Genomic DNA, 26,346 nt, shown 5'->3' with positions numbered 1-26,346 from the left:
TACGGACGCCGGACGCAGAAGCCGGACGCAGAACAGCAGCGGGAGCAGGAGAGCGGGAACGATGCCGGAACCGACCGCAGGCCATGTCCTCGACCACCCGGCGCGCGCCGCGCTCACCGGCCCGCACGCCCGCTTCGCCGAGCGCCACGGCCGCATCCTGCGCTACCCGGTCGACGTCACCCCCTGGGTGGCCCTGCCCGAGGAGCCGGACGAACGCGACTGGGCGGACCTGGCCGCGCTGGCGGGCCCCGGCACCGAGGTACCCCTGCTCGGCTTCCGGGGCCGCGTGCCCGACGACTGGGAGGTCACCTTCCGGATGCCGGGCGTGCAGTACGTGGACGCCGGGCTCGCCGCCGCACCCGACCCGGAGGCGGTCCGCCTCGGCCCCGCCGACGTGCCCGAGATGCTGGACCTGGTGGCCCGCACCCGGCCCGGCCCCTTCCTGCCGCGCACCATCGAACTCGGCACCTACCTCGGCATCCGCCGCGGCGGCGCGCTGGTCGCCATGGCCGGGGAGCGGCTGCGCCCGCCGGGCTGGACCGAGATCAGCGCGGTCTGCACCGACCCCTCCGTGCGCGGCGAGGGCCTGGCGAGCCGGCTCATCCTCGCCGTCGCGCACGGCATCCGCGAGCGCGGCGAGACCCCGTTCCTGCACACCGGCGCGGACAACGTGCGCGCCATCCGCCTGTACGAGTCCCTGGGCTTCCGCCTGCGCCGCACCACCGCGTTCCTGTCGGCGCGCGCACCGGAGCGGGTCGCGGCCGGGGCGTAGGGGTGTCCGCCCCGATGGCCGCCGACACCGCCCGCGACCCGGTTCTGCGAGAGGGCGTCGTCGCCCGGCAGTGTCGGCCGGTGAGCGGCATCGTCAACCGGACATGGTCAAGCGCGAGAAGATGACGATGGGGGTTGCTGCGGCCGTTGTGGGCGTAAGCCTTGGCACTGCGGGACCGGCATCGGCCGGTGGTGCCGGCGACTTCCTCTCCCCTGCTTTCGGCACCGCCTGCGCCAACCACCACACCGGCGCCCGTGCCGACGGCGTCACCACCCACGGCACCGGTGCAGCCCACGGCGACCTCGCCGGCATTCCGCTCGGCGGAGCGCTCAACCAGTGCGGCGGCGCCGACGCGCCGGCCACAGTCCAGGACGTGGCCGAAGCCCTCACCGTGGACGGCATATAGGTGGGCCTCGTGAACGTGCAGGAACTCGCCGACGCCAACCGGGTGGCGGGCCTCGACCAGCCCGTCGGTCCGGGTGAGTGAACCAGGAGCTTGGTTGCGCGGCAGGTGCCCTGGGGGGAGAGGCGGAAGCGCCAGGCGAGTGCGGGATCTCCGGGAGTTCGAGGGAGCCGGGAGGTCCGGCAGGCCTACGTCGTCGCCTCGCCGGGCTCCGGAGGCGTCCAGGCGTTGTACCGGGTCAGGTACGCGGCGAACCGTGCCAGGTCCTCCTCCGGCCAGTCGGCCAGCCGCTCGCGGAACGCGGCGCGGCGGCTCTCGGTGACCCGGGCCAGGAGCTGCCGGCCGGCGTCGGTGAGGTGGAGGACCTGTACGCGGTGGTCGTCCGGGGCGAGGCGGCGCTCGATCAGTCCGGCGCGTTCCAGGGCGGCCACCTGGCGGCTCACGGTGGACTTGTCCAGGGCGTAGTGCGCCGCCAGGTCGGTGGCGCGGCAGCCGCCGCGCTCCTCGAGGTGGCCGAGCAGGGTGTACGAGACGAGCGACAGCTCCGGGTGCATCCGCCCGGCCGAGGCCCGGGCGCGGCGCGCGAACGCCGTCATCTCACGCTGGATGGCCTCCACGGCCTCGGCTGCCGTCACGGTCACGGACCTCCCTCACACATCTGGTTGTATAGTACAACTAGAAGCGAAGTTGTATATGCCAACTAGTTCCCCGCGGGGCGGCTTGGCGAACCGAAGGAGGATCCGGGCATGCGGTCACCCGCGTTGCGCCATGTGCTCACGCACCTGATCACCCCGCTGCTGATGTGCGTGGGCATGGGCCTCGCCTACATGGGGGCCTTCGTGACCCCCGAGCCGCACCACCTGCCGGTCGCCGTCGTCGGCACCGGCCCCGAGGCGAAGGTGTTCGCCCAGTCCGTCGAGGACGAGGCCGGCGACGCGCTCGACGTACGCACCGTCCCCGACCGGGACCGGGCCGTCGGCCTGCTGCGGTCCCGCGACATCACCGGCGCCTACGTCCCGAGCGCCCGGGCACCCGAGGTCATCGTCGCCACCGCCGCCTCCGACATGGGCGCCATGGCCGTCGAGAAGGTCTTCGCCCCCGTCGCCGAGCGCCAGGGCGTCCCGCTGAAGGTGACCGACGTGGCGGCCCCCGTCGCCGACGACCCCACCGGGCAGGGCCTGTTCTTCCTGATGATCGCGGTGAGCATCGGCTCCTACGCCTCGGTCGCCGTGCTCGGCGGCGCGGGCGGCGCCCTGCCGATGCGGTCGCGGGCCCTGCTGACCCTCGGAGTCTCCGTCGTGGTCAGCGGCATCGGCGCGCTGCTCGCCGGGCCGGTCTTCCGCCTCGCCCACCACGACCTCGCCGGCGTCTGGGCCCTGGCCTGGCTCTACTCGGCGGGCATCCTGCTGATCGGCGTCGGCCTGCACACCTTCCTCAAGCGCTGGACCACCCTCGCGATGATGGTGCTGTTCGTGATGCTCAACTTCACCAGCTCCGGCGGCCTGTTCCGGCCCGAGCTGCAGAACGGCTTCTTCGGCACCCTGCACGCCTTCTGGAACGGCGCCGGATTCGTCGAGGGCACCCGCAGCCTGCTCTACTTCGACGGCGACGGCCTGGGCCGCACGGTGGTCACGCTGATCGCCTGGCTGGTCGCGGGCCTCGCGGTCACGGCCGTCGCGGGCGCCTACGAGCGCACCCGCACCGGTCCGGCCGCCCCGGCCGCACCGGCAGGGGAGAAGCGGGAGGCCGAGGAGGAAGCCGAGGAGGCGGTCGGCGTCTGACGGGCCGGGACGCCGAGGCGGCCGTAGGCATCTGGTCGTTCGGGGCGCCGAAGCGCCGTGGACATCCGGGCGCGTGGGACGCCGAAGAGGCCGTCCGCGTCTGGCCGTTCGGGCCGGCCGGCGTCCGATCCTGCGGGCGGGTGGGATAGGGTGGCCTCCGGCCGTGGAGCGACCCGGCCGTGCGATGTCCGGGAGGTGAGACCCATTACCGCTGTGACGGCTCGGGTGCCCTCACCTCACCACGGCGCGGATCGCCGGCTCGGCTGAGACACGAGGGTGCCCTTCGGCTCCCGAAAGGCCCAGGGTCCATGCCCGCTTCTCCCTCCTCCGGCGACTTCGCCGCGTCCCGCGAAGCTGCCTCGTCCTCCCGCGACTTCGCCGCGTCCCCCTCCACCCGTACGTCCGTCATCGCCGCGCTGCGCGCCGCGGGCTGCGTCTTCGCCGAGGACGAGGCCGACCTCCTCCTCGACGCCGCCCGCACCGCGGACGAACTCGCCGCCCTGGTGGACCGCCGCGTCGCCGGCCTGCCGCTGGAACTCGTCGTCGGCTGGGCCGAGTTCCGCGGTCTGCGCGTCACCGTCGAACCCGGCGTCTTCGTCCCCCGCCGCCGCACCGAGTTCCTCGTCGAGCAGGCGCTCGCCCAGGCACCGGGCGCCCGGGTCGTCGTCGACCTGTGCTGCGGCTCCGGCGCGGTCGGCGCCGCCCTGGCCGACGCGCTCGGCCCGGTCGAACTGCACGCCGCCGACATCGACCCGGCCGCAGTGCGCTGCGCCCGCCGCAACCTCGCCGCGGCGGGCGGCCGGGTGTACACCGGCGACCTGTTCGATGCGCTGCCCGGCACCCTGCGCGGCCGGGTCGACATCCTCGCGGCCAACGTGCCGTACGTCCCCACCGGCGAGGTCGGCCTGCTGCCCGCCGAGGCCCGCGACCACGAGCCGCTGACCGCCCTCGACGGCGGCGCCGACGGCCTCGACATCGCCCGCCGGGTCGCCGCGGAGGCCCCCCGGTGGCTGGCCCCCGGCGGCTGTCTGCTGACCGAGACCAGCGAACGCCAGGCCCCCGCCGCCGTCGAGGCGTTCACCCGCGCCGGACTGACGGCCCGGCTGGCGGTCTGCGAGGAGCGGTACGCGCAGGTCGTCATCGGCGTGGCCTGACCGGGCGGCAGCCCCGGTGAACGCGGCGCCCGGCTCGCGCGTCACAGGAGCGGTACAGCCGTCCGTTCCCCGGGGGAGCACATGCGTACGAACCCTCCACACACCAGGGGGGTCCTCGCGGCCCTCGTCGTGCTCGCGGCCGGTGCCGCGGCGGTGAGCTGCGCGAACGAGCGGCCCGGCCAGGCGTCGCGGGTGCGCGGCGGCGGACCGGCACCGGAGGCCGCCGCCCGCGCCCGGCTGGTCGCCGAGGCCTGGGACGGCTCGCGCGCCGCCGAGCAGTGGCGCGCGGGCTACTACCCGATGGGGGAGGAGGTCCAGCTGCCCGGGGACGCCTTCCACGACGAGGCCGGCAAGGAGGCCTACGGCGCCCGGAACCTCGCACTGCGCGGTGAACTCCCCGCCTTGAAGGTGGCCGAGGGGACGGTGAGGTGGGAGAACGGCGGCTCGCTCACCCTGCCCCTGATGGACGCCCGCGAGGCGTACGCGGACCTGGACCGCGGCGACGGCCCGCAACCGCTCACCGTCACCCGCGTGCGGCTCGGCGAGATGACCATGGCCACCAGCCGCGGCCCGGCCACCGTACCCGCCTGGCTGTTCACCCTGGACGGCTACGACACCCCGCTGAAGCGGGCCGCGCTCAGCCCCTCCGAGCTGCCGGAGCCGCCCGTCGAACCGGCCGGGGACACCCCGGCCGGCGACCTGGGGGAGCTGCTGGGCCTGGCCGGGATCGCGGAGGACGGACGGTCCGTCACCGTCCGGGCCGGACACGGCGCCTGTGACGACGGGCCCGCCGTGCACGCGCTGGAGACCGACGGCACGGTCGTGCTGTCCGGTTCCGTCGTCGGCGGGCCCGACGGCGAGCCCTGCACCGCCCAGCTGCTCGCCGAGGACGTCACCGTGCGGCTGGACCGGCCGCTCGGCGGCCGTGTCCTCCTCGACGCCTTCACCGGCCGGCCCCTGCCCTACGGCGAGGGGCACGGCACGTCCCCCGAGTGGGGCTGACGCCCGCTCAGGTCCCGGTGCGCGCCCGCGCGATGAGGAGCGCGACGTCGTCGTGGTTGTCGGGGTGGTGCAGCGTACGCAGCAGCAGGTCGCAGATCTCCTCCAGCGGACGCGCCGGACCGTTCAGCAGGGACATCAGGGTGTCCAGCCGCTCGTCGAGGGAGTGCCGGCGGGTCTCGACCAGCCCGTCGGTGTAGAGGACGAGCTGGTCGCCCGGGTCCAGGTCGAACACCGTCGTCGAGAAGGCGACCCCGCCCACGCCCAGCGGCGCCCCGGTGGGCAGGTCGAGCAGTTCCGGACCGTTCCCGGCGCGCACCCGCACGGGCGGCAGGTGTCCCGCGTTCGCGATCCGGCACTGCCGCAGCCGCGGATCGTGGACGGCGTACAGGCAGGTGGCGATCGAGTGGTCCAGGCCGGCCGTGATCCGGTCCAGGTGCTCCAGCAGCCGCGCCGGATCGAGATCGAGCGCGGCCAGCGTGTTGGTCGCGGTGCGCAGCCGGCCCATCGTCGCGGCGGCGTTGATGCCGCTGCCCATCACATCGCCGACCACCAGCGCCGTCTTGCCGTCCTCCAGCGGGATCACGTCGAACCAGTCCCCGCCGACCTCGACGGTGGCCCCGGCCGGCTGGTAGCGGGAGGCCACCTCCAGGCCGCCGGTGACCGGGGGATGGCTGGGCAGCAGGCTGCGCTGCAGGGTGAGGGCGGTGTTGCGGGCGTTCTGGTACCAGCGGGCGTTGTCGATCTGCACCGCGGCCCGTGCCGCCAGCTCTCGTGCCAGCAGCAGGTCGTCCTCCCCGAACGGCATAGGATTGCCGGTCCGCTTCAGGTCCAGCGCGCCCAGCACCTCACCGCGCGCGATCAGCGGCACGGCCAGGTACGAGTGCACGCCCGCCCGGCTGAGCAGCACCGCCGCCTCCGGGGAGCGCGCGATACGCGGCAGATCCTCGTCCTTCACCTGCGGCAGCAGCACCGGCCGCCCCGTGCGCACACACTGCGTGACCAGCCGGTCGGGCCCGTACCGGGCCACCTGCCCCGGCGGGTCGGCGGCCCTCAGCGCCTCCGGTGAGCCCTCGGCGCGCACCGCCAGCGCCCGGATCACCGCCGGCTCGGCCGGGCCGACCGTGCTGGGCCGGCCCTCCACCACCGCCGCCAGCAGATCCACGGCCGCCACGTCCGCCAGCTCCGGCACGGCCACCTCGGCCAGCTCCCGCGCGGTCAGCTCCAGGTCGAGGGTGGTGCCGATCCGGGTGGACGCGTCGGCGATCAGGGCGAGCCGGCGCCGCGCCGCCTCCGCCTCCACCCCGGCCCGGTACTGCTCGGTGACGTCCACCACCGACATCGCCACCCCCAGCACCGTGCCCAGCGTGTCCTCCAGCCGGTACAGCGACACCGACCAGGCCTGGTCCTCGTCCGGGTCGGCCGCGGTCCGCCCGATCGTGGACCGGTCGACGACCGACCGCCCGGTCTCCAGCACGCGGCGCGCCGCGTCCTCCAGGGCGTCGGCGTCCATCCCCGGCGCCACCTCGCGCACCGTCCGCCCGAGGTGCTGGTCGGCCGGGACGCCGTCGATCCGTTCCAGCGCGGGGTTCACGGACACGTACCGCAGCCCGCCGTCCAGCACCGCCAGCCCGATCGGCGACTGCGCCACGATCCGGGACGACAGCGCGACGTCCCGCTCCAGCCGCCGCACGGTCGAGTGGTCGGCGGCCAGTCCCAGGGCGTAGACGTCGCCCCGGTCGTCCAGCAGCCGCATGTTGCGGAACTCCACCAACCGGGTGCTGCCGTCCTTGCGCCGCACCGGGAACGCGCCCGCCCAGCCCCGCCCGGTGGACAGCACGTCGTTGAACAGCTTCACGACCAGGTCCAGGTGCTGCTCGTGCACCATCAGCCGGGCCGCGTACCGGCCCAGCGCCTCGGCCGCCGGGTAGCCGAACAGCTCCTCCGCCTGTGGACTCCACAGCACGATGCGGCCGTCGGCGTCCAGCACCACCGAGGCCACGCCCAGCTCGTCCAGCAGCCCGCTGGGCCGCGCCGCACCGCGGCCCGGCCCGGCTCCGTCCGCCACGGGTGGCCCGGTTGAACCCATCGCACGCACCGCCTTCGCCTCCGGCACGCCCGCCCCCGTGCCGACTCCCCTTGTCGTCCTGCGCTCAACCATCTCTCTTACGCCACCCCGCCCCTCTCCACCATCCCCCGATACGGCCCGGCTGGTCGGACGAATCACCCGGAGGCGGTGCGCGACGGGTGGTCCGGCCGGGGCGCGGCCGCACCGCCGGCGACCGCCGCCCGGGTACCGCCGCCGGTGGTGCTCGGCCGGGGCTGGTGCTTTCCTGGGGGAGTGCGGGCGGCTGCGCGGGGCACTCGCGCATCTCCGGCACTGCCACGAGAGGAGCGGTCACCATGAACGGCGAACGGTCGCACCCCGAGTCCGTCTCCGTGGAGATCAGCGGGTGCAGCAAGGAGGACGCCCGGATCGTGTTCGACACCCTGTGCGCGTGTTTCGCGTCCGACCGGTGCGCGGACGACGTGCCCGAGCAGTGGCACGAGTCCCGTCCGATGGTCTGGCTCGGCACCTTCGACGTCGCCGAGCCCCACGAGGGCGCGCGCCCCGCCCGGCTCTCGGCCCCGGTCACGGCCGACGTCCAGGGCGGCTACTGGGCGATCGACAGGTTCCGTACGACCCTCGACTCGCTGTTCTCGGTCCATGACCTCAGCACGGCCTCCGGCGACCAGGAGCGGGAACTGCACCTGATCCTGGAGAGCCGCTGATCCACACTGGTCCACACGGGTGAACGGGCGGTCACCGGCTGCGGCCGGTGACCGCCCGCTTCCGTGCGCGAAGCCCGTCGCAGAGCCCTCACGGCCCGAGAAGGCACGCCGCTGTGGAGCCCGTCACGTGCGCCCCGTGCCGCGCTGTGTGTCCGGTCACGTCTCCCCGCCCGGTGTTGTGCAACTAGTTGCACAAAGGGTGCGCGGTCCTCTACAACTACAGGGCACCAGTCCGCGCACGGAGGCGTCGATGAGCCGTTACCCGCACCTGCTGAGCCCGCTCGACCTGGGCTTCACCACCCTGCCCAACCGCGTCCTGATGGGCTCCATGCACGTCGGCCTGGAGGAGGCCGAGGGCGGCTTCGAGCGGATGGCGGCCTTCTACGCCGAACGCGCCCGCGGCGGCGTGGGCCTGATCGTCACCGGCGGCATCGCCCCCAACGACGAGGGCCGCCCCTACGAGGGCGGCGCCAAGCTCACCACCGAGGCGGAGGCCGAGCGACACCGGGTCGTCACCGAGGCCGTGCACCGCGAGGGCGGCCGGATCGCGCTGCAGATCCTGCACTTCGGCCGCTACGCCTACCACCGCGACCTGGTCGCCCCGAGCCCCCTCCAGGCGCCGATCAGCCCCTTCCCGCCGCGCGAGCTGACCGACGCCGATGTCGAGCGCACCATCGACGACTACGCCCGCACCGCCCGCCTCGCCCGCGAGGCCGGCTACGACGGCGTCGAGATCATGGGCTCCGAGGGCTACCTCATCAACGAGTTCATCGCCGCCCCCACCAACCGGCGCACCGACCGCTGGGGCGGCTCCTACGACAACCGGATGCGCTTCCCCGTCGAGATCGTCCGCCGGGTGCGCGAGGCCGTCGGCGAGGACTTCATCGTCGTCTACCGGCTGTCCATGCTCGACCTGGTGCCCGGCGGCTCCACCCTGGACGAGGTGATCACCCTCGCCAAGGCCGTCGAGGCCGCCGGGGCGACCATCATCAACACCGGCATCGGCTGGCACGAGGCCCGCATCCCCACCATCGCCACCTCCGTGCCGCGCGGCGCCTACACCTGGGTCACCAAGCGCCTGATGGGCGAGGTCTCCGTCCCGCTCGTCACCACCAACCGCATCAACACCCCCGACCTGGCCGAGCAGCTGCTCGCCGACGGCACCGCCGACATGGTCTCCCTGGCCCGCCCCATGCTCGCCGACCCCGAGTTCGTGAAGAAGGCCGCCGCCGGCACCCCCGAGGCCATCAACACCTGCATCGGCTGCAACCAGGCCTGCCTCGACCACACCTTCAGCGGCCAGATCACCTCCTGCCTGGTCAACCCGCGCGCCTGCCACGAGACCCAGCTCGTGCTCTCCCCGACCCGGCGCCGCAAGCGGATCGCCGTCGTCGGCGCCGGACCGGCCGGCCTGGCCTGCGCCGTCTCCGCCGCCGAACGCGGCCACCAGGTCACCCTGTACGACGCCGCCGCCGAGATCGGCGGCCAGCTCAACGTGGCCCGCCAGGTCCCCGGCAAGCAGGAGTTCGACGAGACCCTGCGCTACTTCCGCCACCAGCTCGACGCCCACGGCGTGGACGTCCGGCTGAACACCTGGGTGGACGCCGCCGACCTCGCCGGCCACGACGAGGTGGTGGTCGCCACCGGCGTCACCCCGCGCACCCCCGACATCCCCGGCGTCGACCACCCGAGCGTCCTCGGCTACCTCGACGTGCTGCGCGACGGCGCCCCCGTCGGCGACCGCGTCGCCATCCTCGGCGCCGGCGGCATCGGCTTCGACGTCGCCGAGTACCTCACCGACAGCGGCGACAAGGCGAGCGAGGACCCCGAGACGTACTTCCGCCACTGGGGCGTGGACACGGCGTACGCCGGCCCCGGCGGCCTCGCCGCCCCCGAGCGGCCCGCGTCGCCGCGCACCGTGCACCTGCTCCAGCGCAAGACCAGCAAGGTGGGCGCGGGCCTCGGCAAGACCACCGGCTGGATCCACCGCACCGAGCTGAAGCACCGCGGCGTCACCATGGTCCCCGGCGTGCGCTACGACCGGATCGACGACGCCGGACTGCACATCACCGTCGGCGAGGAGAGCACCGTCCTGGCGGTCGACACCATCGTGCTGTGCACCGGCCAGGAACCGCGCCGCGACCTCTACGACGCGCTGGTCGCCGCCGGCCGCCCCGCCCACCTCATCGGCGGCGCCGACGTGGCCGCCGAACTGGACGCCAAGCGCGCCATCAAGCAGGGCACGGAACTGGCGGCGGCGCTCTGAGCCGGACCGGGGGCCGTCCCTAGGATGGCCCCCATGTCACTCCCGCACGCGATCCTCACCGCACTGCTCGAAAAGCCCTCCTCGGGGCTGGAGCTGACCCGCCGGTTCGACAAGTCGATCGGCTACTTCTGGTCGGCGACGCACCAGCAGATCTATCGCGAGCTGGGAAGACTGGAGGCCGACGGCCTCATCCGGGCGCTGCCGAGCGCACAGCCGGCCCGCGGGCAGAAGAAGAGCTACGAGGTGCTTCCCGCGGGCCGCGCCGAGCTGGCCCGCTGGACCGCCGCGTCCCAGGATCCCAAGCCGCACCGCGACACCCTGCTGCTGCGGCTGCGCGCCGGGGCGGTGGTCGGCACCGAGGGCCTGGAGGAGGACCTGCGCCGTCACCTGGAGCTGCACCGGCGCCAGCTCGCCGAGTACCGGGAGATCGAGAAGCGGGACTTCCCGCCCGGCCGGGACAGCGCCCAGGACCGGCTGCGCCATCTGGTGCTGCGGGCCGGCATCGACCTGGAGACGTTCTGGACCCGGTGGCTCACCCACGCGCTGGCGGAGTTCGCCGAGCTGCCGCCCGAGCAGAGCCGGTAGGGCCCGCCCGGAAGCAGGGCCGATAGGGCCTGCCCGCAGCGGAGCCGGTGCGGCCCGCCGCCCGGGCGGAGCCGGTGCGGCCGCCTTGACCGGAGCCGGTGGGCCCGTCGCCGGATCAGAGCCGGTGGGGCTTGGTCCGGCGGCGCAGGAACCAGCCCGTCGCGATGACGCCGGTGCCGACCAGCACCCCGCCCGCCACCATCGTGACCGTGCCGTAGTCCTTCGTACCGCCGCCCACGCCGCCCATCACACCCCGCGACGGGGAGGCCGTCGGGGAGACGGTGGGCGCGGCGGCCGAGGAGACGATGACCGACTGGGTGCCCGCGGTGGTGCCGTTGGAGCACACCACGACCACCGTGTACGTCCCCGGGCTGACGCTGGACCAGGCGGCGGACTGCACACTCGCGGTCCCGGTCAGCGCCGCCTGCCGGCCCTGGGCGAAGCTGGTCTGGCTGCTGTTGAGCAGCGAGGCGTTGCCCCAGCTGCCGCCGACCTGGACGCACGCGCTGGTCGTCACCGAGACCGTGGAGCCGCTGGTGCTCACCGAGATGCCGGAGACCGCGCCGGCCGGCTGCGCGGCGAGGCCGAGGGGCAGCGCGGCGGCGGCTGCCACGGCCAGGCCGCAGCGGAGGGATCCTTGGGATCTGCTCATGGGAGATGTCCTTCCGGCGGCACGGTTGGCGGTACATCCCTTGCGCCGCCGGGGTCGGGAAACGCCCGTGCTGCCTCGGGGTCAGCCAACGTGCCCCCAACGGGTGCCGCATGCGGGCGGCCCCCGGGCAGGTGACGGATTACCCCGTCCGGGGGACGGGGCGGACACGTCACCGCCCGGTGGTGACCGTCCGTTCCGCCGAGAACCCGCCCCAGGTGCCGTCCGGCAGCTTGGCGCGGATGCGCACCCGGTGCCGTAGGCCGTCCTCCCGGCCGAGGTAGAAGCTGTACGTCGCCTTCTCACGCGGCGCGGACCCGCCCCAGACGAGGGACGTGGCGGCCCGGCCGTCGAGGTGGATCTGGTACTCGGTGACGACCCCGTCGGCTCGCGGCGGCACCCAGGACAGGTCGAGGTAGTGGGCACCGCCCTCGGTGCGCGTGGTGGCGCGGAAGCCGGTGGGCGCGGTGCCGCGGCCGTCGTCGTCGCCCGGCGCGGTGGTGAGCCGGACGGCGGCGCTCGCGGGGGAGACGTTGTCCGCGGCGTCCCGGGCCCGGACGGTGAAGGTGTAGCGCGTGCCCGGCCGCAGCCCCGTGACGACCGTCCCGGTCTGGTTCCCGCCCACACTGTGGATCTTCGTGCCGGCCTGATGGATGTCGTACGACACCACACCCCGGTCGTCGGTCGCCGCCTTCCAGGTGAGCTGGACGGCCCGGCTCCCGGTCGTCCGCCCGCGCACCCCGCCCGGCCGCGAGGGTGCCGAGCGGTCGGCCGCGACGGCGGCGGGCGTGGTGGCCCGCACCTCCCGGCTGGGCGGGCCGAGCCGTCCCTCGGCGTCCCGCGCGCGCACGGTGAACACATAGGTGGTGGCCGGCCGCAGCCGGGTGACGTCCACCATGTGCCGGGACGCGGGGACCTCGCGGACCTTGGTGGTGCCGCGGTACACCTCGTACGCGCGCACGCCCGTCCGCGCGGCGGCGGCGTTCCACATCACGTGCACGCTGGTCGCGCTGCCGGCCACCGCGGTGACCCCGGTCGGCGCTCCGGGAGCGGGGTGGTCCGTGCCGTCCCCGCCCCGGCCGCAGGACGACACCACCAGCGTCAGGGCGCCACAGACCAGCAGCGCGGGTACGGGAACGCGTCGCACGGTTCGGCCTCCCGGTGGACGGGACGAGGACGACGGAATGGTCCGGACCAATATGGCCCTCTGGCGCGATCACATCAAGAGGGCGGGGTGCGTTGCGGGCCTTCGCACGGGAATGCGTATGCTGAACCTTCCCACGGACGAACATCCCCGAGCCGATGGGGAGTTCGCGTCCGGGGCGCGGGTATCGCTGTCGTCGCTCGTCCCGCGTCCGGTGCGGGCGGCCGGGCGGCCGTGACCCGACAGGGAGTCAGGCGCCCGGCCCCCATCGGAGAACGAGCCCGTGCACCGTCCGGCCCCCTCGGACTGGCCAGTCGATCACCGGGCCCGCGGATTGGCCTGAGTGCCCGCAGTTCCCCGGAGCAAAAGGCCCCCTTGCCGTGCGTGCCCCGTCCCTCTCGCCGGCCGCGGCAGGCGCCGCCCTGCTCGCCCCGGCGGCGTTCCCCGGCCCCACGGCCCTCGCCGCCACCACGCCCCCCCACTGCCGCCGCCGCTCATGCCTCCCCGCGCGTGACGCCGGACGCGCCCCGCGAGGGCGCCTGAGCGCCCGCCCTGCTGGCCGGAGCCCGGGACCGCACCCCCGTCTCCCGAGGGCGTTACCGCAGCGACGACGGCGCGCCCGCGGACATCCCGGTGTGCGGCAGCCGCGGCGCCGTTTTGATCGGCGCGGACTGACCGACACGCGGCGCGGCCGGGAGCGGGCGGGGCCGGGGCTCGGTGCGGGCCCCAGGGCCCGGCGCGGGGCCGGAAGCCCACGTGGGACCGGAGCCCGGGCAACCGGCGCGGAACGGCGCCGGAGTCGAACCAGGGACCCGGCGGGACCGGAGCCTGGCGCGGTCCCGGAAACGGGACCGGACGACTTCCGCCGCGGGCGTGGAGCCGGGACCGGACCGGACGACCTTCGTCGCGGTCCAGGTCCCCGCCCCGGTTACGCCGCCGTACGCCTCACACCTTGCGGTAGTCGTACGCCTCGGCCGCCGCCGCGGCCACCGCGTCCAGGTCCGCGCCGGTGGCCGCCGTGACCACCGCGGCGACGGCGCCCTCCACGAAGGGCGCGTCCACCAGGCGTGTGTTCCCGGGCAGTTCGTCGCCCTCCGCGAGCAGCGCCTTCACCGTGAGGACGGCGCTGCCCAGGTCGGTGAGCACGGCGACCCCGGCGCCGCGGTCCACGGCCGCGGCGGCCGCCGCGATCAGCTCCGCGCTGGTGCCGAGTCCACCGCCCTCCGTGCCGCCGGCCGCCGCGACCGGCACCGCCGCACCGCCGCCGGCCAGCCCGCGGGCGAGGTCGGCGACGGAGGCCGCGACCTCGGCGCTGTGCGACACCAGCACGATCCCCACCCGCTTGTCGTCCGTCCCGTCACTCACCGGCGGCCTCCGCGAGACCCGCGACCAGCAGCGCCGCCGAGGTGGCACCGGGGTCCTGATGGCCGATGCTGCGCTCGCCGAGATAACTCGCCCGCCCCTTGCGGGCCTGCAACGGCGTGGTCGCGCGAGCGCCCTGCTCGGCGGCGGCCCGCGCCGGGCCGAAGCCGTCACTCAGCGCGTCCACCGCCGGCACCAGTGCGTCGATCATGGTCTTGTCGCCCGGCGCGGCCCCGCCCAGCGCCATCACCGCCTCCACCCCGGCCCGCAGCGCCTGCGCCAGCTGCTCCTCACTCACCTCGGCGTCATCGCCGAGCGCCTTGCCGGTACGCCGCAGCAGCGTGCCGTACAGCGGCCCGGAGGCACCGCCCACCGTGGAGATGAGCTGCCGCCCGGCCAGTGTCAGCACACCACCCGGAGTGCCGGGGGCCTCCTTCTCCACCGTCGCGGTCACCGCGGCGAACCCGCGCTGCAGGTTGCTGCCGTGGTCGGCGTCCCCGATGGGGGAGTCGAGGGCCGTGAGCCGTTCCGCCTCGCGGTCCACGGACGCGGCGGTCGCCGTCATCCAACGGCGGAAGAAATCGGCGTCGAGCACGGGATCTCCTTGCGTGGTAGGTCGGTTGATCGCGTCGGCCGGGGTCACATACCCCAGCGCAGCCCCGGCGTGCGCACCGGCGCGTCCCACAGCCGCAGCAGCTCCTCGTCGATCTGGCACAGGGTGACGGAGGCGCCCGCCATGTCGAGGGAGGTCACGTAGTTGCCGACCAGCGTGCGGGCCACGGCGACACCGCGCGCGGCCAGCACCCGCTGGACCTCCGCGTTGAACCCGTACAGCTCCAGCAGCGGCGTCGCGCCCATGCCGTTCACCAGGACCAGCACGGGGTTGCGCGGCTCCAGGTCCTCCAGCACCGCGTGCACCGCGACGTCGGCGATCTCCCCGGACGTCATCATGGGCCGCCGCTCACGCCCCGGCTCGCCGTGGATGCCGATGCCCAACTCCAGCTCACCCGGCGGCAGATCGAACGTCGGGCTGCCCTTCGCGGGCGTCGTACAGGCGCTGAGCGCCACCCCGAAGCTGCGGGAACTCTCGTTGACCTGCCGGGCGATCGCCTCCACCCGCTCCAGCGGCTGCCCCTCCTCCGCGGCGGCGCCCGCGATCTTCTCCACGAACAGCGTGGCACCCGTGCCGCGCCGCCCGGCGGTGTACAAACTGTCGGTGACTGCCACGTCGTCGTCGACCAGCACCTTGGCGATCCGGATGCCCTCGTCCTCGGCGAGCTCCGCGGCCATGTCGAAGTTCAGCACGTCACCGGTGTAGTTCTTCACGACGAACAGCACGCCCGCGCCGCTGTCCACGGCCGCCGCCGCCCGCACCATCTGGTCGGGCACCGGCGAGGTGAACACCTCGCCCGGACAGGCCGCGGCCAGCATTCCGGGGCCCACGAACCCCCCGTGCAGCGGCTCGTGCCCCGAGCCCCCACCCGAAACGAGGGCCACCTTCCCGGCGACCGGCGCGTCCCGCCGCACGATCACCCGGTTCTCCACATCGACGGTCAGCTCCGGATGCGCGGCGGCCATACCCCGCAGCGCGTCCGCGACGACGGTCTCCGGCACGTTGATGAGCATTCTCACGGGTACCTCCTGAAGAGATCGGCAGGCGGCTCTGTGACCTCATGCCGACGGTGCGACGGTGTGTCGGGTGGTGACGGCTCGGCGGACGTGGGGTGATAGGTGCTCGCTGAAGGCAGTATCGGCCTTGCGACCGCGAAGGTCACGTGGGGCGGTGGCGTGGCCCGGCACCGATGACCCACGGTGACCACCTGTTCAACGTGCGCAGCGGCCACAGGCCGGGCGGCGGAGCCCGCCCCCGTGCCCGTCATGGCACCATGCCCCTTCAGCCACACCGCCCAAGGGGGATCCATGCGCACCCGCGCCGCCACCACCATGCTCGCCGCCGTCCTGCTGCTCGCGCTCACCGCCTGCTCGTCATCCGACGACGGCACCGACGCCGCACCCACCGGCACGCCGAGCACCCCGGCCGCCGCCAGCGCCCCCGCCGCCAGCGCGACGCCCGCCGCGACGCCGGCCGACGCCGCCGAGCTGGAGCGCGCCGTCCGGGCCTACACCGCCGCCTACTTCGCCGACAAGCCGGACACCACCTACGGCATGCTGTCCGCCCGCTGCGAGGAGCGCATCACCCCCGAGGCCATGGCCGCACTCACCGAGCGCGCCGTCGGCGACTATGGGCGGCAGGAGGTGCAGCGCTTCCGGATCGACCAGCTCTCCGGGGACATGGCACGCGTCTCGTACGGCGTCGGCCTGCCGAAGTTCGACCAGAAGCAGCAGCCGTGGGTGCGGGAAGACGGCGCCTGGAAGTACGACGCCTGCTGAACGCCACGTTACTGGCCCCGCCGACGCCGGGTCGACGGGGGCCTCGTCGTACGCGCGCATGGCAAACCCCGAGATCCCGGCCGTCCTGTTCTTCAGGGCCGCCGGCTCGTCCCCGCTGAGCCAGAGGCGTGCAGGGTTCCCCACGGCGGACGGCGACCGTCACCACGTCCTTCCACGTCACGTCGATCTCTACGTTCACGGCGTCGGCAGCCCCGGGGCCGGCTCCTCGACGAGCGCGACGACGCGATCGGCCGCTCTTGGCCGCGACGGCGGCAGTGTCCATGCCCTGGCACGGCGGCGTACGACGCGCCGACCGATGCGGGCGGGGTCGACCGGCTCTCGCGGCGGGACCGCCGGGGGAGGGCAGCGATGCTGCTCCGGGACGATCAAGGCCCGAGGTTCATGGCAAGGCCGAAAAGCGATGACCTTCGGGCATGGCAACCCGCGCGCGACGCGGTCTTCCGACCTCCTCCACGATTGCGACATGATGGCGTCCATGACCGCAGACCGAAAGGCCGATGCCGCGTAGACGGCCCGGCGGGCTCCGCGCCGACCGACGACAGGGCCCGCGCACCTGGAGCGATCCGCCGCCAACTCGGATCCACTGGCTCTCGACCCGTACCAGCCTGGCGATACACCGAGTCGAGAGACTCTCGACCGACTACTACGTGTACCCGGGTGCCACAGACCGAGCGTTGAGGCGGTACCGAGCCTTTGTGCTCTCACCGGGATGCCGCTCCCTGTACCCGCAGCTCGCGGAGTGCTCGTGCCGCGGGTGTTCCTTCGACGATGTGCGGCACGCGAGGGACGTCCTTCAGGAAGTCCTGAAGCAACTGCCGGGGCGTGCTCGCAGGGAACTGAGGAGTCGGGTGGCTTCTCTTGACGCAGCGTACCTCCGGCGTACCCTGCCGGATCCGTTCGCTGACCAACGTCAGTGGCGTTCCGGACTCTGGTGGCGTCGCCGTCTCGCCACCGACAGGCAGGGCTCGTGAACCTCAGCGCCTCCGCGGCCACTCCTGAACGGTCCGTCGCCCCAGCGGCGGGTGCGGCCGTGCGAGCGGGTACCTTCGCTGTGATGTACGGGCGGCTCGGCCGCCGCGCGGAAGGAACGAACTCTGAACACCCAGCTCGCGGAGACACTGTCCGCGGCCCTGCTCGTCCTGGTGCTGGCCTGTGCGATCATCCGCCCCTTCGGCTGGCCGGAGGCGGTGGTGGCCGTGCCCGCGGCGGCCCTGGTGATCGCCACGGGGGCGCTCCCACTGGACGCCGCACTGGACGAGGTCGAACGGCTCGCACCGGTCGTCGGCTTCCTGGCGGCCGTGCTCGTCCTGGCCCAGCTCTGCGACGACGACGGGCTGTTCCACGCCTGCGGGGCGTGGATGGCGCGCACGGCGGCCGGCCGGCCGCGGCGGCTGCTGGCCCAGGTCTTCATGGCCGCCTCGGCCATCACCGCCGTGCTCAGCCTGGACGCCACGGTCGTCCTGCTGACACCGGTCGTGTTCGCCACCGCCGCCCGGCTCGGCGCCCGCTCAAAACCGCATGTCTACGCCTGCACCCACCTGTCGAACACGGCCTCGCTGCTGCTGCCCGTCTCGAACCTGACCAACCTGCTGGCGTTCACGGCGAGCGGTCTGAGCTTCACCCGGTTCGCCGCGCTGATGGCCCTGCCGTGGGTGGCCGCGATCGCCGTCGAGTACCTGGTCTTCCGCCGTTTCTTCGCCACCGACCTGGACGCCGGCGCACAGGCCGCCCTCGTGGATGAGCCGCCGCCACTGCCGGTGTTCGCCCTGGTGACCGTGGGGTGCACACTGGCCGGGTTCGTGCTGGCCTCGGCGGTCGGCGTCGACCCGGCCTGGGCGGCCCTGGCGGGTGCCCTGCTCCTCGCCGTGCGGGCCCTGCTCCGGCGCCGCACCACACCCCGGGCGCTGCTGAGCGCGGCCTCCGTGCCCTTCCTCGCCTTCGTACTGGCGCTCGGCGTCGTGGTCCGGGCGGTCGTGGACAACGGGCTGGACGAGGCTCTGGGACACCTGATCCCCGACGGCACCGGGCTGGTGGCACTGTTCGCGCTCGCCGCGCTGGCCGCCGTCCTCGCGAACGTGATCAACAATCTGCCCGCGGTGCTGGTGCTGCTGCCGCTGACCGCCCCGTCGGGGCCCGGCGCGGTCCTCGCCGTCCTGCTCGGGGTGAACATCGGCCCCAACCTCACCTACGCGGGCTCGCTGGCCACCCTGCTGTGGCGGCGTATCGTCCATGCCCACGAGCAGGAGGTCGAGCTGCGGGAGTTCACCCGGCTCGGCGTGCTCGCGGTGCCGGCGAGTCTGGCGGCCGCCGTGGTGGCACTGTGGGTCTCGCTGGCGGTGATCGGAGGAGGCTGACCCCATGGCCGTGGTCGTCTGGATCGTCGAGGGCACCTGGCCCGCCTGCGTGGACGCCGCGCGGGCCCACGCCACGGCGGACACCGGGATCGTCCTGCTGCACGTCACCCCGGCCGATGTCCCCGGCGCCGCCCACGGTGCCTTCGCCGGGCTGCTCGGCCGTGGCCACCCGGAGCGCGATCCGGGCACGCGGGTGGAACACCTCGCCGCCGCCTCCGCGCGGGACCTGCTCCAGGCCGCCGCCGACCGGCTGGGCCTGCCCTGTACGCGGGTCGAGCGGACCGGGCGCGTCGAGCGGGAGGTGGTCGCCGAGGCCGAGGGCTGTGAACTGCTGATCCTGGCCCGCGACGGGGACCGTACCCACCTCGGCCCGCACAGCCTCGGCCCCGCCGGCCGCTTCGTCGTCGACCACGCGCCCTGCCCGGTGCTGCTGGTCTGGCCGGAGGCTCCGCCGGTGCCGCCGGCCATGCCGCCCCCGCCGCCGCCCCGCCCCTGACGGGTCCGGAACCGGCACGCGACGGCCGTCCCGTCAGAGGACGATCTCGTCCAGCAGTTCCGGGCCGTTGTTACGGGTGTTGTTGACGGCCGGGGAGACGGGGCGGGCGGCGAGGTCGCCGTTCGCGGGCTGGGTGAGCAGGGCGCGCAGGTCCTCGGTGTCGTCGTGGCGGGGGTCGAGCCACGCCTCGTAGTGGTCCGGGGGCAGGGCGAGCGGCATGCGCGGATGGACACGCCCGGCCGCGTCGGTGGCCTCGGTGGTGATGATGGTGCAGGTCATCAGCCAGGCGGCGGGATCGTCCTCGTCCTCGACCCCGGGGTCGCGCCAGTACTCGTACAGGCCCGCGAGGGCCAGGACCTGCCCCGCGGCGGGGTGGATGAAGTAGGGCTGCTTGCGGGTCTTGCCGGTGGCGGGGTCCTTCAGCGGGGTCCACTCGTAGAAACCGTCCGCCGGGAGCAGGCAGCGGCGCCGGGCGAAGGCGCGGCGGTAGGCCGGTTTGTCGTGCACCGTCTCCACCCGCGCGTTGATCAGCCGGGAGCCGATCTTCGGGTCCCTGGCCCAGGAGGGCACCAGCCCCCAGCGCAGCCGCCGCAGCTCCCGGCGCACGGACGCGTCGCCGCCCGGTGCGCGGGGGGTGCGTTCCAGGACGGCGTAGACCTCGTCGGTCGGCGCGACGTTCCAGTTGGGGGCCAGTGTCTCGGCGGGGTGCCACTCGGCGACGTCGAACAGCCGGACCAGGTCCTGCGGACTGCGGGTGGAGGCGTAGCGGCCGCACATACCGCCACTGTGCCACGCCGTTCCACCCGCGCGTCGGAACCGGGATCGGGCCGCCGGCTCAGCGGGGCTCGGCCGCCGCGGACATCACCCGGCCGGCCCCGGCGGAGCGGACCGCGTCCGCCGGGGCCGGCCCGCCGACCGGGATCAGGTAGGACGCGCTGCGTTCCAGTCGCAGCCCGTCACCGGTCCCCGCTCCCGTCGTCACCGGCCGCGGGTCATCCGCCCCCGCCTCACGGTCGCGAGCGCCGGTCCACTGCACGAGTGAAAGCCTTACGCCGGCGCGGGCGGAGCGGGGAACCGCCCTTCGGCAGCGCCGGTCGGTGGTGGCGGTGCGGCGCCGGGGTCGGCGATCGGCGGCCGCCCTCCCGCGGCGCCCGTCGCGACCGCTCAGCTCGCGCGTGCGACGACCTGTCCGACGACGGAGAAGGTGCGCTCGCACCGCGGGCAGGTCGCCTCGCCGAAGGCGTGGGTCAGGGCCCGGGCCACATCCTCGTGGCCGTCCGCCATGGCCAGCTCGTGGAGCCGGCGGCCCAGACCGTCGAGAGCGGCGGGAGCGGCCGGACGGAGGGGGAGGGTGCGGACCTCGTCGGAGAGGGCGTAGTCCTCCGACGTACTGAAGAAGCCCCGCTCGCCGATGACCACCCACACCACCGAGCAGCCGTCCGGGCCGGGGCACTCCAGCTCGTACTCTCCGCTGACGATGCCCCAGATCAGGTCCTCCGCCCAGTCGACGTCGCCCTCCAGGTTGAGCACCGCCTCCAGCAGGTGGCAGTAGTCGTCACGGCCCCGTGTGGACTTCCGCCACCCGTGGGCGGCGGCCCGCAGGCGCGCGACGTCGCAGGCGTGCTCTTCGCGCAGCGTCCGGGTCTCGTGCCGGCCGTCGGCCTGGACGAGGAGGGCACCGGCCAGATGGAGCGCCGAGGCCGCCGTGCCGGCGTCGGCGCCTTCCGCCATGGCCGCCAGGGCGGGGAACACGCGCGGATCGGAGACGTCGAGGGTGCCGTTGTGGTACAGCCCCGTCCACAGGTCGCTCCAGACCTGACCGTCCCGGCCGGTGGCGGCACGGTCCAGCAGGGTGGCGAGGAGGCGGCCGGAGCCGTCGTCGTGCCGGGGGCCGCCGGCCGGGGATCCACTCGTCATCACGTCATCCAAGCAGATCCGCCGGCCCAGCGGTCTCGGTGCGTGCGGCTGCCCCGTGACGGCCCGGCGCAGGGAATGCCGGAGGAGCCCGTCGTGAGCACCGGCCGGTCCGCGGGCGAGGCCCTCCTGCGCCCGGTGGGCCGGCGGAACAGGCTCACACGCCGTTTTATTAGGTGAGTCGGCGGTGGCTGATGAAGGCTGCGGCGATGCCGACGAAGGCCAGGAGTGTTCTTCTTGGCATCGTCGACCAGGAGCTCGCCGATCTCAACCGGCCGGCTGACCCCCACATAGGCGTGCGTCCTTGCGGTGGCGTCATGCCCGGGAGGGACGGACGTCCTTCTGGCCGCTTCCAGTGCGCCACACCGGAGGGAGGCGGCCGACGCCGTTGCTCAACCCCCCTCTGACCGCCGCCTAGTTGGGGGAAATCATTGGCGTGCTCGCCTCCCCGTGACCCGGATCCCGAGCGCCGTACGCGCGCCCACCATGCCCACGCCGCGCAGGCCTTGGACGTCCAGGCGGAGTCGGGCGGGGCGTTCTCGGAGGGCGGGCGCACTTTGGGTGCCACGGCCCGCACCGCCGCCGACGGCCGACAGTCCCGCTGCGGCTGGTGTCCGCCCCACAGGACGAGGCGTCGGGGCAGCTGTGGGACGGCGCCCTGAACGCACAGCAGTGTCGACTACCGTGCCGGCCTGGTCCGCCGCCGCGCCTTGGACCTGTACGAGGCGATCCCCGCCCAGCACCCCCGCGAGCACGCTGTACGCGACGCTGTGGCCAGCTGAGAACGACGGCTTCCACAGCGGGCGGGCCAGGTCGGTCCCGCCGCAGTGACAGCAGTTTCCCTCCCCGGGTACTCCGCTTGCGCCGGTGGTGCCGACGGCGTCCCGCAGGAGCCGGGTGAGGCTTCGACGTGGGCGGTGTGGAGTGGGCATTCCTGCCGCACGCCGATCGCGGGCTCCAGCGCGACATCGGGCATGAGAGCGTACTCGCCAAGCCCGCTGCCCCCGGCGAGACGGCGCGACACCGTGTCGACACGTCGTGAAGGCGGCGCACCGGCTCGTCCTCGAACAGTTCCACCCGCGCCGAACTGTCGGCGGTGCATGGGTGGCGTCGACTCGGGCACGACCCTGCCCGCTTGCCTGCCGGACTGCCTGGCCGGGGAAGCAAAGGACGCGATGATGCCCTACGGCGCGCACTGACCTACGGCACCGAGGTAAAAGATGAAATGCAGAACACTAGGGGGTGCCTGTGCAAGAACGCGACGTCGGACGCGACTTGAGGTTCGGGCGGACCATTGAATCCGTGACAGGGATCGCTGCGCCACTCCTGGCGGCTGGTGCCCTCTCGATGCTGGGCGTGATCGCTGCAGACGTGGAGAAGTTCCGATGGCCGGGCCCCACTCTCCTGCTTCTGTCATTATCAGTGATCTTCCTTGTGCTCTCGGTGCGCTGGGGATACCGTGCCAAGCCCTACCTGTACTCCATGGCCGAGGTTGAGCAATGGTTCGGCTCTCCGCTCTCGGCGGCGGAACGTGCACGATATGTGCAGCAGCTGGACGTCGATCTGAAGCGCTGGCGGCGTAGAAGCCGCGTCGCCGCCTATTGCTACACCCTGGGACTCATCGCGCTGGGCACCGGAATCGCATTGACTTTGGCCCCACAGCCGTCCGACGGAACACTGGCAGGGTGGCGTTGGGCAGCTTTCTGGGCCGTGTTGTGCGCAGTGGCCGCAGAAGCGTTCTGGAGGTTGTGGAAGTGGGGCGACTCAACGTCCCGCGTGTGGGGACAACGACGGCGGATTCGTCGAGCGCAGACAAGACAGCACACAGGAAGGGGCGGGCCAGATGGCTGCAACGTGGGATGACGATTACAAGGAGCCGCGTTGTCCGTTCTGTTACCGCGTGTACAGAGGGGCCCTGGCTGAGCGATTTGCAACACGTCGATCGGGACCTGTGAACAAACATGCGGACGGGTGTCGCATCGCAGCGCTGCCTTTGAGGCAGGTGGCGGGACTGAGCGAAGCCGACGCGCTGCTACTTCTTGCAGATCGCAGGCCAACGGCCTCCGATTCTGAACCGTTATCCACTGATTGAGCGCCTTCCAGTGCTGACGCTCCAGAGTGAGGACGGCTGCGGCGATTGACGAGGGGCGGTTAGGGCTGCAGCGGGCCCTGCGGAACATCCGCCAGGACTTGAGCCTTGCGACGCCCCGTTCAACTGGTGCTCGTGCCGCGGACAGTGCTCGGTTCATCGTGCGCTGGGTCGGTGTGAATCCTCGGCGGGGCGGGCGGCGGACCGGTGCGGTCACCCAGGGGCCGGCGCCGATGTAGGTGCGTTCGGCGAGAACGGGGGGAAGATGTGCTCGGGATCGGTCTCCCGTAGCACCCGCAGCAGGCCGGGCGCCCGCTGGGACAGGTGGCCGATGAGGGCGGTGGTGTAGGAAATGGGCGGTGCCGACTCACGGTGGTCCCGAACAAGCTCCCGCCGCACCAGCGTGCCCTGGTCGGCCTGGTGTACCTCCGTCGGCACGACACGCTCGCGCAGATCGCGGCATGAGCAGAGACGCCAGGACCGTGAACACGAGATGGGCGTCGGGTCTGGGGGCGTGGATCCAGCCCTGCTGGACACTGATCAGCACACTGGCTCCGGCGAGCAGCGTGCCGCCGATCGCCAAGCCGACAGGGCGGGTGCGGGCGACTGCCATCCAGACGACGGCGGGCGCGACGGCAAAGAGTATCCCCAGGACGATCAGCATGTACGGGGGACGTGCGGCCTTGAGCGCCCGGTTCCATACGACCGGGTCTCGCCTTGGCCCGCAGGCCGGTTGTTCATGCCGTGTAGTGCGGAAGCCGACGTTGCCAAGTCTGACCCATGCGCACCTACGGCCTTACCGGTGACAAGAAACATGCCTACGTGACCCTATGAGCTCGTAACACGATCATGGGCGGGCCTTTTTGAGGCGTCTCCAGCAGATAAGGCTACCGGCCAACGAGACGAAGGCATTCGTGGAGTCCGGTTCGGCGTTGCCAACGGACGGCAAGGCGTTTGAACTGGTGGAGCAGGGCGAAGGTCTGCTCGACGACGTAGCGGAGCTCGCCCGAACCGTTGATGCTCGGGGCGCCCTTGCGGGAGATGACCGGCAAGATCCGCCGCTTGGGCAGCTCTCGGCGGTTGGGGTCGGCGTCGTAGCCCTTGTCACCGAGGAGCGAGTCAGGGCGGCGGCGCGGGCTCCGCGTCGTTCGGCCACGGGTGGGATGCCGTCGACCAGGGCGAGGATCCGGGTGACGTCGTTGACGTTGGCCGCGGTGGTGATGACCTTGAGCGGGGTGCCGCGTCCGTCGCAGATCAGGTGGTGCTCGCTGCCCGTCTTCCGTCGGTCGACCGGCGACGGACCAGTGTCGGCACCCTCTTTCTCGCGCGGATGTGGGAGCCGTCCACGCACGCCCGGCACCAGTCGAGTTCGCCGGCCGCGTTCAGCTCGGCGAGCAGGACGCGGTGCAGTTGGTCGACGTCTGATACCGCGACCGTCTTCGGCGTGACCGGTCGCCAGGCTGTTCGCTGGACTGGGCTCAGATGGGGATCTTGGTGATGTCAGGGCGTAACGGAGAGGCTAGCGAGGTGCCGCGAGTACGTCCCGGAGTACGTCCGCGAGCGTGACGCGGGCCAGCTCGTGTCTCACGGTCTCCTCGATACCCTCGTAGATGCTCTGCATTGCCGGCTGGATGCCGTGACCCACCACGCATCCCTGGTCCGGGGTGGTGCGGTGCATGGCGAACAGCGGGCCGGGTTCCACTGCCTCGTACACGTCGAGCAGGGTCATCGACTCCAGCTCGCGTGCCAGCGACCAGCCCGCGCCCGCGCCCCGCCGGGACTCCACGAGCCCGGCCCTGCGCAGCTCGCCGAGCAGCCGTCTGATCACCACGGGGTTGGTGTTCGCGCTGGTCGCGATCTGCTCGGAGGTGGCGACCTCATGGCCTTGGCGCTGGTAGAGGCCGATCCAGGCCAGCGCGTGGGCGGCGATGGTCAGCCTGCTGTTGGCGCTCATGGGCTCCTCCTCTCAGCCACAACGCTTCATGTTACGACCGTCGTAACGGTGAATGTTGCAACAGTCTGTCGTAACAATTAATGTTGCGACTGTCGCAAGGGATCAATCGGCGAGGTGAGAAGAATGAGCAAGCCACTCACGGGCAAAGTCGCCCTGGTCACGGGGGGATCGCGCGGACTGGGAGCCGCGACCGTACGGCTGCTGGCCGAGCAAGGCGCCGACGTCGCCTTCACCTACGTCAGCTCCGAGAAGCAGGCGCAGGCCGTCGTCGACGAGGTGCGCGGCAAGGGAGCCAAGGCCGTCGCCTTCAGGTCCGACCAGGCGGACACGAGCCGGGCGCCGGCGCTGATCGACGACGTGGTCGCGCACTTCGGCGGCCTGGACATCCTCGTCAACAACGCGGCGATCTCGGTGGAGCAGGGCCGCAGGGTGGACGACCCGGACGCCGACACCGCCGCGCTGGACCGGATGCACGCCACCAACTACCTCGGCGTGATCGCCGTCATCCGGGCCGCCTCCCGAGTGCTGCGCACGGGCGGCCGCATCATCACGGTGAGTTCCGGACTGGGTTCCCGGGTCGGCGTCCCGGGCGTCGCCGACTACGCGGCGACCAAGTCAGGCATCGAGAGGTACACCATGGGGGTCGCACGGGACCTCGGGCCCCGCGACATCACGGCCAACGTCGTGGAAGCCGGGCTGATGGACAGCGGCATGCAACCGCCGGACCCCGACACCCTCAAGGCCCTGCTCAGCTCGCTGTCCCTGCAACGCCTGGGGCACCCCGACGAAATCGCCGCGGCGATCGCCTTCCTGGCGAGCCCCGCCGCTTCGTACGTCACGGGCGCGGTGCTGGACGCCCACGGCGGCTACAACGCCTGAACCCGAACCCTGCCGCGCGCCCCGAAGGACATCGCGCCTATGGGGCGCGCCGTTCTATTCGGTGAGTGACGGTGGCTGATAAAGGGTTGCGGCGATGCCGGCGAAACCCATGAAGTGTCCGGCTGTCGCTCGTAACGTCGGTGCAGCCGGCCAGCCCCGGACACGGTCCTTTCGACGACCCAGGGGCGGTGCCCCGGCCGAGCCGCCCGGACGACTCGATGCCCTTGCGGGCGATGCGGTGGCGGATGCGACGCTCGCGGAGCCATTTCCGCAGGTGGTTGTAGTCGTAGCCGTTATCGGCATGAACTTGGCCGGACGGCGGCGGCGGGGTCCGCGGCGGGAGGGATGAGCGGGATCTCCC

At 73.1% G+C, this 26,346-nt stretch carries 24 protein-coding genes and 3 pseudogenes; 13 read left to right on the top strand and 14 right to left on the bottom strand.

Annotated elements, in window-relative coordinates; translation table 11 throughout:
- Positions 1 to 61 precede the first annotated feature (61 nt).
- Positions 62 to 772 carry a GNAT family N-acetyltransferase gene (locus G7Z13_RS02605; protein WP_165995626.1) on the top strand — a complete coding sequence of 237 codons (711 nt, stop codon included), beginning with the start codon at positions 62 to 64 and terminating at the stop codon, positions 770 to 772.
- A 103-nt stretch (positions 773 to 875) separates the two neighbouring features.
- Positions 876 to 1,178 carry a hypothetical protein gene (locus G7Z13_RS02600; protein WP_165995624.1) on the top strand — a complete coding sequence of 101 codons (303 nt, stop codon included), beginning with the start codon at positions 876 to 878 and terminating at the stop codon, positions 1,176 to 1,178.
- A 185-nt stretch (positions 1,179 to 1,363) separates the two neighbouring features.
- On the opposite strand, the gene G7Z13_RS02595 is transcribed toward G7Z13_RS02600, so the two are convergent.
- A complete protein-coding gene (locus G7Z13_RS02595) occupies positions 1,364 to 1,810 on the bottom strand; it encodes a MarR family winged helix-turn-helix transcriptional regulator (RefSeq protein ID WP_166004548.1) in 447 nt (148 codons plus the stop codon).
- Positions 1,811 to 1,921: 111 nt separating this feature from the next.
- On the opposite strand from G7Z13_RS02595, the gene G7Z13_RS02590 reads away from it, so the two are divergent.
- The 3 genes from G7Z13_RS02590 to G7Z13_RS02580 all read left to right on the top strand — a co-directional run bounded on the left by G7Z13_RS02590 (position 1,922) and on the right by G7Z13_RS02580 (position 5,112).
- Positions 1,922 to 2,956, top strand: coding sequence for a hypothetical protein (locus G7Z13_RS02590; RefSeq protein WP_165995622.1), 1,035 nt, complete (start codon positions 1,922 to 1,924; stop codon positions 2,954 to 2,956).
- A gap of 308 nt (positions 2,957 to 3,264) precedes the next feature.
- Positions 3,265 to 4,110, top strand: a complete 846-nt coding sequence (locus G7Z13_RS02585; protein WP_165995619.1) for a putative protein N(5)-glutamine methyltransferase — start codon at positions 3,265 to 3,267, stop codon at positions 4,108 to 4,110.
- Positions 4,111 to 4,191: 81 nt separating this feature from the next.
- Positions 4,192 to 5,112 (top strand): hypothetical protein, encoded by a 921-nt coding sequence (locus G7Z13_RS02580; protein WP_165995618.1) that lies wholly within the window; start codon positions 4,192 to 4,194, stop codon positions 5,110 to 5,112.
- Positions 5,113 to 5,119: 7 nt separating this feature from the next.
- On the opposite strand, the gene G7Z13_RS02575 is transcribed toward G7Z13_RS02580, so the two are convergent.
- The gene (locus G7Z13_RS02575) at positions 5,120 to 7,198 is read right to left on the bottom strand and encodes a SpoIIE family protein phosphatase (protein WP_165995616.1); all 2,079 of its coding nucleotides are present in this window, start codon (positions 7,196 to 7,198) and stop codon (positions 5,120 to 5,122) included.
- Positions 7,199 to 7,512: 314 nt separating this feature from the next.
- On the opposite strand from G7Z13_RS02575, the gene G7Z13_RS02570 reads away from it, so the two are divergent.
- The 3 genes from G7Z13_RS02570 (at position 7,513) to G7Z13_RS02560 (ending at position 10,732) form a co-directional block, all read left to right on the top strand.
- Positions 7,513 to 7,881, top strand: coding sequence for a hypothetical protein (locus G7Z13_RS02570; RefSeq protein WP_165995614.1), 369 nt, complete (start codon positions 7,513 to 7,515; stop codon positions 7,879 to 7,881).
- A gap of 250 nt (positions 7,882 to 8,131) precedes the next feature.
- On the top strand, positions 8,132 to 10,147 hold the full coding sequence (locus tag G7Z13_RS02565; RefSeq protein ID WP_165995612.1) for an NADPH-dependent 2,4-dienoyl-CoA reductase: 2,016 nt from the start codon (positions 8,132 to 8,134) through the stop codon (positions 10,145 to 10,147).
- Positions 10,148 to 10,180: 33 nt separating this feature from the next.
- The gene (locus G7Z13_RS02560) at positions 10,181 to 10,732 is read left to right on the top strand and encodes a PadR family transcriptional regulator (RefSeq protein WP_165995610.1); all 552 of its coding nucleotides are present in this window, start codon (positions 10,181 to 10,183) and stop codon (positions 10,730 to 10,732) included.
- 115 nt (positions 10,733 to 10,847) lie between these two features.
- Here the strand turns inward: G7Z13_RS02560 and G7Z13_RS02555 are convergent, their stop codons facing one another.
- The 5 genes from G7Z13_RS02555 to dhaK form a co-directional block, all read right to left on the bottom strand.
- The gene (locus G7Z13_RS02555; protein WP_165995608.1) at positions 10,848 to 11,384 is read right to left on the bottom strand and encodes a hypothetical protein; all 537 of its coding nucleotides are present in this window, start codon (positions 11,382 to 11,384) and stop codon (positions 10,848 to 10,850) included.
- Between the two features lie 169 nt (positions 11,385 to 11,553).
- Positions 11,554 to 12,528: a fibronectin type III domain-containing protein gene (locus tag G7Z13_RS02550; RefSeq protein ID WP_165995606.1), complete on the bottom strand. Its 975-nt coding sequence runs from the start codon at positions 12,526 to 12,528 to the stop codon at positions 11,554 to 11,556.
- A 942-nt stretch (positions 12,529 to 13,470) separates the two neighbouring features.
- Positions 13,471 to 13,890 (bottom strand): PTS fructose transporter subunit IIA, encoded by a 420-nt coding sequence (locus G7Z13_RS02545; protein WP_165995604.1) that lies wholly within the window; start codon positions 13,888 to 13,890, stop codon positions 13,471 to 13,473.
- Positions 13,883 to 14,482 (bottom strand): dihydroxyacetone kinase subunit DhaL, encoded by a 600-nt coding sequence (dhaL, locus tag G7Z13_RS02540; protein ID WP_165995601.1) that lies wholly within the window; start codon positions 14,480 to 14,482, stop codon positions 13,883 to 13,885. Before dhaL ends, G7Z13_RS02545 begins: the two co-directional genes overlap by 8 nt.
- Before the next feature lie 44 nt (positions 14,483 to 14,526).
- Entirely contained in the window at positions 14,527 to 15,519 is a 993-nt protein-coding gene (gene dhaK / locus G7Z13_RS02535; protein WP_165995599.1) for a dihydroxyacetone kinase subunit DhaK, read from the bottom strand.
- A gap of 288 nt (positions 15,520 to 15,807) precedes the next feature.
- Here dhaK and G7Z13_RS02530 point away from each other — a divergent pair, with 288 nt between their 5' ends.
- The 3 genes from G7Z13_RS02530 to G7Z13_RS02520 all read left to right on the top strand — a co-directional run bounded on the left by G7Z13_RS02530 (position 15,808) and on the right by G7Z13_RS02520 (position 19,149).
- On the top strand, positions 15,808 to 16,278 hold the full coding sequence (locus tag G7Z13_RS02530) for a hypothetical protein (protein WP_165995597.1): 471 nt from the start codon (positions 15,808 to 15,810) through the stop codon (positions 16,276 to 16,278).
- Between the two features lie 1,115 nt (positions 16,279 to 17,393).
- Positions 17,394 to 18,653 carry an SLC13 family permease gene (locus G7Z13_RS02525; RefSeq protein ID WP_166004546.1) on the top strand — a complete coding sequence of 420 codons (1,260 nt, stop codon included), beginning with the start codon at positions 17,394 to 17,396 and terminating at the stop codon, positions 18,651 to 18,653.
- Between the two features lie 4 nt (positions 18,654 to 18,657).
- Positions 18,658 to 19,149, top strand: coding sequence for a universal stress protein (locus G7Z13_RS02520; RefSeq protein WP_165995594.1), 492 nt, complete (start codon positions 18,658 to 18,660; stop codon positions 19,147 to 19,149).
- Between the two features lie 33 nt (positions 19,150 to 19,182).
- On the opposite strand, the gene G7Z13_RS02515 is transcribed toward G7Z13_RS02520, so the two are convergent.
- The 4 genes and pseudogenes from G7Z13_RS02515 to G7Z13_RS02500 form a co-directional block, all read right to left on the bottom strand.
- Positions 19,183 to 19,926 carry an SOS response-associated peptidase gene (locus tag G7Z13_RS02515; RefSeq protein ID WP_165995592.1) on the bottom strand — a complete coding sequence of 248 codons (744 nt, stop codon included), beginning with the start codon at positions 19,924 to 19,926 and terminating at the stop codon, positions 19,183 to 19,185.
- A 58-nt stretch (positions 19,927 to 19,984) separates the two neighbouring features.
- A complete protein-coding gene (locus G7Z13_RS02510; protein ID WP_165995590.1) occupies positions 19,985 to 20,131 on the bottom strand; it encodes a hypothetical protein in 147 nt (48 codons plus the stop codon).
- 182 nt (positions 20,132 to 20,313) lie between these two features.
- The gene (locus tag G7Z13_RS02505; RefSeq protein WP_165995588.1) at positions 20,314 to 21,066 is read right to left on the bottom strand and encodes a hypothetical protein; all 753 of its coding nucleotides are present in this window, start codon (positions 21,064 to 21,066) and stop codon (positions 20,314 to 20,316) included.
- Positions 21,067 to 23,168: 2,102 nt separating this feature from the next.
- Positions 23,169 to 23,411: pseudogene (locus G7Z13_RS02500) on the bottom strand (transposase family protein); the annotation flags it as partial.
- Positions 23,412 to 23,536: 125 nt separating this feature from the next.
- Between G7Z13_RS02500 and G7Z13_RS33280 the strand changes: the two are divergent.
- Positions 23,537 to 23,611 (top strand): annotated as a pseudogene (locus G7Z13_RS33280) (transposase family protein); the annotation flags it as partial.
- Between the two features lie 388 nt (positions 23,612 to 23,999).
- On the opposite strand, the gene G7Z13_RS34020 reads toward G7Z13_RS33280, so the two are convergent.
- Both G7Z13_RS34020 and G7Z13_RS02480 read right to left on the bottom strand, forming a co-directional pair.
- Positions 24,000 to 24,515: a transposase gene (locus tag G7Z13_RS34020; RefSeq protein WP_277347431.1), complete on the bottom strand. Its 516-nt coding sequence runs from the start codon at positions 24,513 to 24,515 to the stop codon at positions 24,000 to 24,002.
- Between the two features lie 156 nt (positions 24,516 to 24,671).
- The gene (locus G7Z13_RS02480; protein ID WP_165995584.1) at positions 24,672 to 25,106 is read right to left on the bottom strand and encodes an Rrf2 family transcriptional regulator; all 435 of its coding nucleotides are present in this window, start codon (positions 25,104 to 25,106) and stop codon (positions 24,672 to 24,674) included.
- Positions 25,107 to 25,229: 123 nt separating this feature from the next.
- Here G7Z13_RS02480 and G7Z13_RS02475 point away from each other — a divergent pair, with 123 nt between their 5' ends.
- Complete coding sequence (locus tag G7Z13_RS02475) at positions 25,230 to 25,985, top strand: SDR family oxidoreductase (protein ID WP_165995582.1); 756 nt, start codon at positions 25,230 to 25,232, stop codon at positions 25,983 to 25,985.
- A gap of 158 nt (positions 25,986 to 26,143) precedes the next feature.
- On the opposite strand, the pseudogene G7Z13_RS33485 reads toward G7Z13_RS02475, so the two are convergent.
- Positions 26,144 to 26,295, bottom strand: a pseudogene (locus tag G7Z13_RS33485) (IS5/IS1182 family transposase); the annotation flags it as partial.
- Positions 26,296 to 26,346 lie beyond the last annotated feature (51 nt).

It is taken from the genome of Streptomyces sp. JB150, assembly GCF_011193355.1.
Classification (GTDB): domain Bacteria; phylum Actinomycetota; class Actinomycetes; order Streptomycetales; family Streptomycetaceae; genus Streptomyces.
The sequence above is the reverse complement of the archived record's forward strand: the minus strand, read 5'-3'. Positions and strand labels throughout refer to the sequence as shown.

Bases quoted from the DNA above. Each gene is read 5' to 3' on its own strand.
- G7Z13_RS02605 (WP_165995626.1), top strand. From the start codon at position 62: ATGCCGGAACCGACCGCAGGCCATGTCCTCGACCACCCGGCGCGCGCC.
- G7Z13_RS02600 (WP_165995624.1), top strand. From the start codon at position 876: ATGGTCAAGCGCGAGAAGATGACGATGGGGGTTGCTGCGGCCGTTGTG.
- G7Z13_RS02590 (WP_165995622.1), top strand. From the start codon at position 1,922: ATGCGGTCACCCGCGTTGCGCCATGTGCTCACGCACCTGATCACCCCG.
- G7Z13_RS02585 (WP_165995619.1), top strand. From the start codon at position 3,265: ATGCCCGCTTCTCCCTCCTCCGGCGACTTCGCCGCGTCCCGCGAAGCT.
- G7Z13_RS02580 (WP_165995618.1), top strand. From the start codon at position 4,192: ATGCGTACGAACCCTCCACACACCAGGGGGGTCCTCGCGGCCCTCGTC.
- G7Z13_RS02575 (WP_165995616.1), bottom strand. From the start codon at position 7,198: ATGGGTTCAACCGGGCCACCCGTGGCGGACGGAGCCGGGCCGGGCCGC.
- G7Z13_RS02570 (WP_165995614.1), top strand. From the start codon at position 7,513: ATGAACGGCGAACGGTCGCACCCCGAGTCCGTCTCCGTGGAGATCAGC.
- G7Z13_RS02565 (WP_165995612.1), top strand. From the start codon at position 8,132: ATGAGCCGTTACCCGCACCTGCTGAGCCCGCTCGACCTGGGCTTCACC.
- G7Z13_RS02560 (WP_165995610.1), top strand. From the start codon at position 10,181: ATGTCACTCCCGCACGCGATCCTCACCGCACTGCTCGAAAAGCCCTCC.
- G7Z13_RS02555 (WP_165995608.1), bottom strand. From the start codon at position 11,384: ATGAGCAGATCCCAAGGATCCCTCCGCTGCGGCCTGGCCGTGGCAGCC.
- G7Z13_RS02530 (WP_165995597.1), top strand. From the start codon at position 15,808: ATGCGCACCCGCGCCGCCACCACCATGCTCGCCGCCGTCCTGCTGCTC.
- G7Z13_RS02520 (WP_165995594.1), top strand. From the start codon at position 18,658: ATGGCCGTGGTCGTCTGGATCGTCGAGGGCACCTGGCCCGCCTGCGTG.
- G7Z13_RS02515 (WP_165995592.1), bottom strand. From the start codon at position 19,926: ATGTGCGGCCGCTACGCCTCCACCCGCAGTCCGCAGGACCTGGTCCGG.
- G7Z13_RS02505 (WP_165995588.1), bottom strand. From the start codon at position 21,066: ATGACGAGTGGATCCCCGGCCGGCGGCCCCCGGCACGACGACGGCTCC.
- G7Z13_RS02480 (WP_165995584.1), bottom strand. From the start codon at position 25,106: ATGAGCGCCAACAGCAGGCTGACCATCGCCGCCCACGCGCTGGCCTGG.
- G7Z13_RS02475 (WP_165995582.1), top strand. From the start codon at position 25,230: ATGAGCAAGCCACTCACGGGCAAAGTCGCCCTGGTCACGGGGGGATCG.